The sequence below is a fragment of the Bacteroides sp. AM16-13 genome, from assembly GCF_003602705.1.
Classification (GTDB): Bacteria; Bacteroidota; Bacteroidia; order Bacteroidales; family Bacteroidaceae; genus Bacteroides; species Bacteroides xylanisolvens.
Genome location: NZ_QTLK01000008.1, coordinates 237,563 through 243,054, shown reverse-complemented (window position 1 = coordinate 243,054; position 5,492 = coordinate 237,563). Strand labels below are relative to the sequence as shown.

Below are 5,492 nucleotides of genomic sequence, written 5' to 3'. Positions count from 1 at the left end.
TCGTTTCCACTCACAAAGATAGTCGCGGTCTTGCTTTTCATAGAGGAAATATAAAGAATATCATTGGGATAATCGAATAAAATCGGCAGATTATGGCAGAAAAGTATGGATACCCAGTCATGAAACAACAACGGAAAGGCAAGGGGAGCAATCCATAAATGTTAATCTGGGCGATATATAAAAATGCAGCTTGTTTATTTATTATAGGAGCATTTCTGTATTTTTGTAGCCGCTTAATAAAAAAACAGGAAAGAGTAAATAAGCGTTGTGAAAGTCAAATGATGCGTAATACGATAAACTCACTTAAAGCCAAGTCAAACATGAGCAATAGTTCCATAAATGAACTGTTTGCTCATAGCTCTTTATTGGAACTGCCCAAAAAACATATCCTAACGTCCTCTTTCCAGAATGATAAAAACTTTTATTTCATTGAAAAAGGTATAGCACGCTCATATTGTGTAATTAACGACAAAGAACTCACCTCATGGTTTAGTACAGAAGGAGATATCGTTTTTTCGACGAACAATTTTTATGGGAACCAACAAGGGTACGAATATGAAGTTGTTCAGTTATTGGAAAATACGGTATTATATGCCGTGCCGATAAAAGATTTAGAAAAGCTGTATCAGACTAATATAGAAATAGCGAACTGGTCAAGGATTTTGCATCAAGAGGCTTTTATAATGAATGAAAAGCGTTTAATTTCAAGACTGTATAAGTCAGCGGAAGAACGATATATAGAATTGTTGCAAACACGTCCGGATCTCTTCCAAAGAGTAAATTTGGGTTATATTGCATCTTTTTTAGGCATCTCTCAAGTTACGTTGTGCCATTTGAGGAACAAGATTAAATAATAGGGTTGTTTCGTTTCCTTCGCATTGCTTTATTCTGCTTTTTTAAGTAGTTTAAAAAAAATGTCATACCATTGTCCTAACTTTGCAATTGAAAAAATTGAATACCAAATGAAAAATGTGAATCATATAGTATGGGCTGATTTAATTCGTGTGATAGCCATTTTAATGGTCATCTGTATCCATTGTTCAGACCCTTTCAATGTTTCTCCTGAAGCTCGTTTAAATCCGGAGTATAACTTATGGGGGAGTATTTATGGAGCTTTCTTGCGTCCGTGCGTACCGTTGTTTGTGATGCTGACAGGAATGTTATTATTACCGGTAGAACAGGAAATCGGACAATTTTATAAAAAAAGGATGCTTCGTGTAATAGTCCCTTTTATTGTATGGTCTTTATTATATAACTTGTTTCCGTGGTTTACGGGTATTTTAGGGCTGAATAATTCTGTTTTGTCTGAAATGTTTGCGTATGCAGGAGAGTCTCCAAGTCAAACTTGGGATAGTTGCTTGCATAATATTCTTATGATTCCTTTTAACTTCAATACATATACAGTTCCTTTATGGTACATATATATGTTGATAGGATTATATTTGTATATGCCTTTTTTTTCTGCATGGCTGAAACAAGCAACAGAGAAACAAATGAAAATATTCTTATCCGTTTGGTTTATCACATTATTTCTGCCTTATTGCCAAGAATATATATCCAGCTATATAGGAGGTACTTGTGCTTGGAATGACTATGGCACTTTATATTATTTTTCAGGTTTTAGCGGTTATCTGCTTTTAGGCTATTATTTGAAAGACAGAAACAAGTTGTCGGTGAAAAAGACTGTTGTTTTATCTCTTATTCTTTTTAGTGTCGGTTATGCCATAACGTATTATGGATTCAGGAATATGACTTCACAACCTGATATTACAGAGCGCCAAATGGAATTATTCTTTTTATACTGTTCGCCCAATGTCTTTTTAATGACGGTTGCCTGGTATTTATTAATTCAAAAAGTAAAGGTAACGTCTCCCTTAATTATATCAGCCTTAAAGAATATAACAAAATGTGGACTGGGCATCTATATGGTACATTATTTTGCTGTAGGAATAGGTTATTTAGCAATTGACAGAATTGATTTACCTATATTCATGCGTATTCCAGCGACAGCTTTATTTGTGTTTATCGTATCGTGGTCTATAGTTGCATTATTCTACAAAGTGCTTCCTAAGGCTGCGAAATGGATAATGGGATAGTTTAGTTTTGCGACATAAATGAAAAACGGATAAAAGAAAAAAGGGAGCAGTCCGAAAATTAAGGGGGAGTGATTCGGGGCAATCACATTCTTAAAATAAACACATAGCGGTCCATATCGAGCGTTTCATCATACCGAAGAACGCCACAAGTCCACGCAGCAGTTCGACAAGCTAAGGCGGAACATACGGCAGTCCATACAGCAACGGAAAGGCAAGGTGGGATGAAGCTATAACCGTGTTATCTCGCTGGAAAACAATAAAAAAGTGCTATTCATAATCCTTTGTGAATAACATTTTTCTATATTTGCAAATAAAAAAGTACATCGGGAGCTGTGCCGGATACGTGACGAACAAAAGACTTTCGGAAAAATACACGTGAATACAGAATTACAACCACATATATAAAACATGAAAGCAACAATACCATATAAAAGAATTGAAAACACTCTGTTTGCTATTATCCCTCTACTCGTGGGATGGCGTATCACTTCTTATTATACATCTGCTTTACCCGATTTCGACATAGCGGCTAACGATATATTCATAACGATAGAATGTAAAGTGCAGACATTTGTATTATGGGGGATTATGTTATTCTTTTTCTACGTCATCGGAAAACAAGTGAATAATATACGGAAAAGACGGTTGTTCAAGATAACTGCCGTGTTGGTATATTGGTTAATCGTGTGGGGTATCTGCTACTACCAATGTGCCATAGAAGCGGTGCGGAACTGGAATGATATGATGAATGGGAATGTTGGATAGACTAAGTATTTACAGTTATCCGAATTATCAATATAAACAAACTATGACAGGAAAACAGGTGACATGAAGAAACGAAAAAAAAAGAGCAACAAGCAATCGAGGCGTGAAATCATTGCCGATGTCAAGCGTAGAGAGGTTGAGTGGAGAAAGGAAAGGAGAAAGGAAAGGTGGCGTATATGCAAATCCCATATCATGTTGTGGGGAACATTTATATCTTTCTTCTTATTACTTATATTCGTCATGCTGTTAGATATACGTAATACCTTCTCCAACATCATACTTGGATTGATAGCCATTAACGGTGGGATTTATCTATTTATGTACATCCTGTTTAAAGCAGCCCGGAATCTGACCATCCGGATACCTCTGAAAAATGGCGAAAGTACGGGAAATACGCAATGGTTGTTGGATTCTTCGGAAACTTTGGTAGAGCCTGAATATTTAAGCCGGTGTGATGACAAACAGATTGTTATTGATAATGACGGCATATCGGTGAGAGTATTGCTTTTTCTGATCTGGCTTGTTATATTTTTAGCTATGGTTTATCTCGGTTTAACTCCTTCAAAACTTGCAACTGAAGATTATGGAAGTACATTACTGCTTCTTGAGTTGTACTTTCTTATCCTGGCACTAGGAATAAGTGCCATTCTACAACCTTGGCGGCGGATTGTTTTTGATCGTGCTTCCAGAACTGTAACTATACCAGGACGACTTCTGCTGCATAAAAAAGAAACCATACCTTATAGTCAGGCTGAACTCACGATTCGTTATTACATGGGGCGTGGTTCGTTGGGGTTGTGACAAGTATAATAATTTCCAATTCCAATTCACCCAGCCTGTTAAGTGGAGTTTCCTTAATGCCAGGCGATATAGATGAAGCCAGGCGTTTTGCACGCTTCATACAACTATACATGGAAAAAGAGGAGTTGCCGGACATACCAGAATTTGAGAAATACAGGAATGAAGTAAACGTTTAAATTGAAATAATAATGGGTAGAATCATTTTATTTTTTTTAGGAAGTGCATTGTTTTTGTCCGGCTGCAAGAATAGTAAACAGCCGGAAGGTTATAATTCTGTTAATATTATTGAATATGTTAATGTTTATGATGAAAACAACAGGATTCTAACCGCACAGGGTACTGAATATGACTATCTCTATTTTGGAGACAATAAAGATAAAGAAATCTTGGCTGATGTAAATAATTTTACAACGATATATAGTTATGATAATGATTCTTCCTGCTATACTGTAAAGGAACCCTTGTCGGAATCATTGCTAAAAACAATGAGATACACTGAAAATACCATAGAAGAACTTGTATTGGAAAATAATAAGGACACATTTAGTTATTCTTTTTCTCTCTATCATGATAAGAATAAACCTAAGTATAAAAAAGATATTATAATATTAGGAGATGAACCCTTTTCTGACTCAAGATATGAGGAATACTACTACTATGATAATAATGGAAATAATACGAAAAAAATCTATCATGACTTGAACACCGGGGAAAGAGAAGAAACCTATAAATTTAATGATACAGATTATAAGGAAGCTGTTAATCTTGTCCCTTCTTCCGATTACAAACAAAACATCGAGTGTTCATTGAAACAAACTGTTAATGATACCTTAATCACTCGGATTACCTTAAACGGTGTAATTAATAGAGTGATGAAGGAATACATTGATGGAAAAAAGAAAATTAAGGAAGAGTTTGACAATGACATGACTTTAATCAATAAAGAAACAGAGTATGAAGAAAGAGGACTGAAGGTAAATGTTAATCATACTTTAAGAAGTACAGGTTACTCAACCGACAGTATCTATTATGAAGGAAACAAAAAAGTTAAGCATATTTATAATTCTGACTACAATGGCACCATAACAGTTGAAATTTCAGAATATGATGAGCAAGGAAATATAATAAAGAAAACAATAAAACTCCGATGGGCGTCAGATAATAAAATTACTAGTTGAATACAAACATATTTATATTTACATTATTTACAGGTTATTGCATCTCTATTTCAAACAGATAATGTTTGTCTGTTTTACCATTTTTTGATTAATATCAAACAGAATAATTGGTTAGCATTGGCTATATATCTTTCTCTTTTTTTGCCAGCTGCTTTTATAAAATTGTCGCCGATAGTTTGTATTTTCGGGAAAAGCTATTATATATGCAAATGAAAGAGTTATTTGCCAGCATAGTAACGTAAATCTCTGAAAATCGCACGGTTGCTAACTCGTTACCGCCACTTCTCAAATAATTCGCTAAAAGTTTATTTCTCAATCGGTTAAGTCTGATCGATGAAAATCTAAAATAGATTCATTCTTACACGGTTTTGATTCTTTTCACCACAGAGGACACGGAGAACACAGAGGTGAATTTGTTTTATGACTTACGGTTGTGACCCTAATTTTGATGCGTAATCCTCCTACCATAAAGTTGAAAAAACATGAAAACATCTGCCACCTGCAACGAAAAGCGTGTAATGTACTAGTTGATAAATAGTTGGAGCGTTGCAGATACCTGCGGCAGATAGGTTGCAGATAAAGTATCTGCAACACAGTATAAACCTTACATAAGCTAATTCTCCAGGAGGGCAAAAGTTTATTGTATACATTG

The 5,492-nt window shown here is 35.1% G+C and carries 5 protein-coding genes; all 5 read left to right on the top strand.

Annotated features, from left to right (window positions below; genetic code table 11):
• The first annotated feature begins 320 nt into the window (after positions 1-320).
• Positions 321-854 carry a Crp/Fnr family transcriptional regulator gene (locus DW173_RS09170; RefSeq protein ID WP_008645828.1) on the top strand — a complete coding sequence of 178 codons (534 nt, stop codon included), beginning with the start codon at positions 321-323 and terminating at the stop codon, positions 852-854.
• Between the two features lie 60 nt (positions 855-914).
• Positions 915-2,096 carry an acyltransferase gene (locus tag DW173_RS09165; protein WP_120144355.1) on the top strand — a complete coding sequence of 394 codons (1,182 nt, stop codon included), beginning with the start codon at positions 915-917 and terminating at the stop codon, positions 2,094-2,096.
• A gap of 408 nt (positions 2,097-2,504) precedes the next feature.
• Positions 2,505-2,861, top strand: coding sequence for a hypothetical protein (locus tag DW173_RS09160; protein WP_032845447.1), 357 nt, complete (start codon positions 2,505-2,507; stop codon positions 2,859-2,861).
• Between the two features lie 63 nt (positions 2,862-2,924).
• Positions 2,925-3,662, top strand: coding sequence for a hypothetical protein (locus DW173_RS09155; protein ID WP_233562126.1), 738 nt, complete (start codon positions 2,925-2,927; stop codon positions 3,660-3,662).
• A 188-nt stretch (positions 3,663-3,850) separates the two neighbouring features.
• Complete coding sequence (locus tag DW173_RS09150) at positions 3,851-4,840, top strand: hypothetical protein (protein ID WP_120144354.1); 990 nt, start codon at positions 3,851-3,853, stop codon at positions 4,838-4,840.
• Positions 4,841-5,492: the final 652 nt, after the last annotated feature.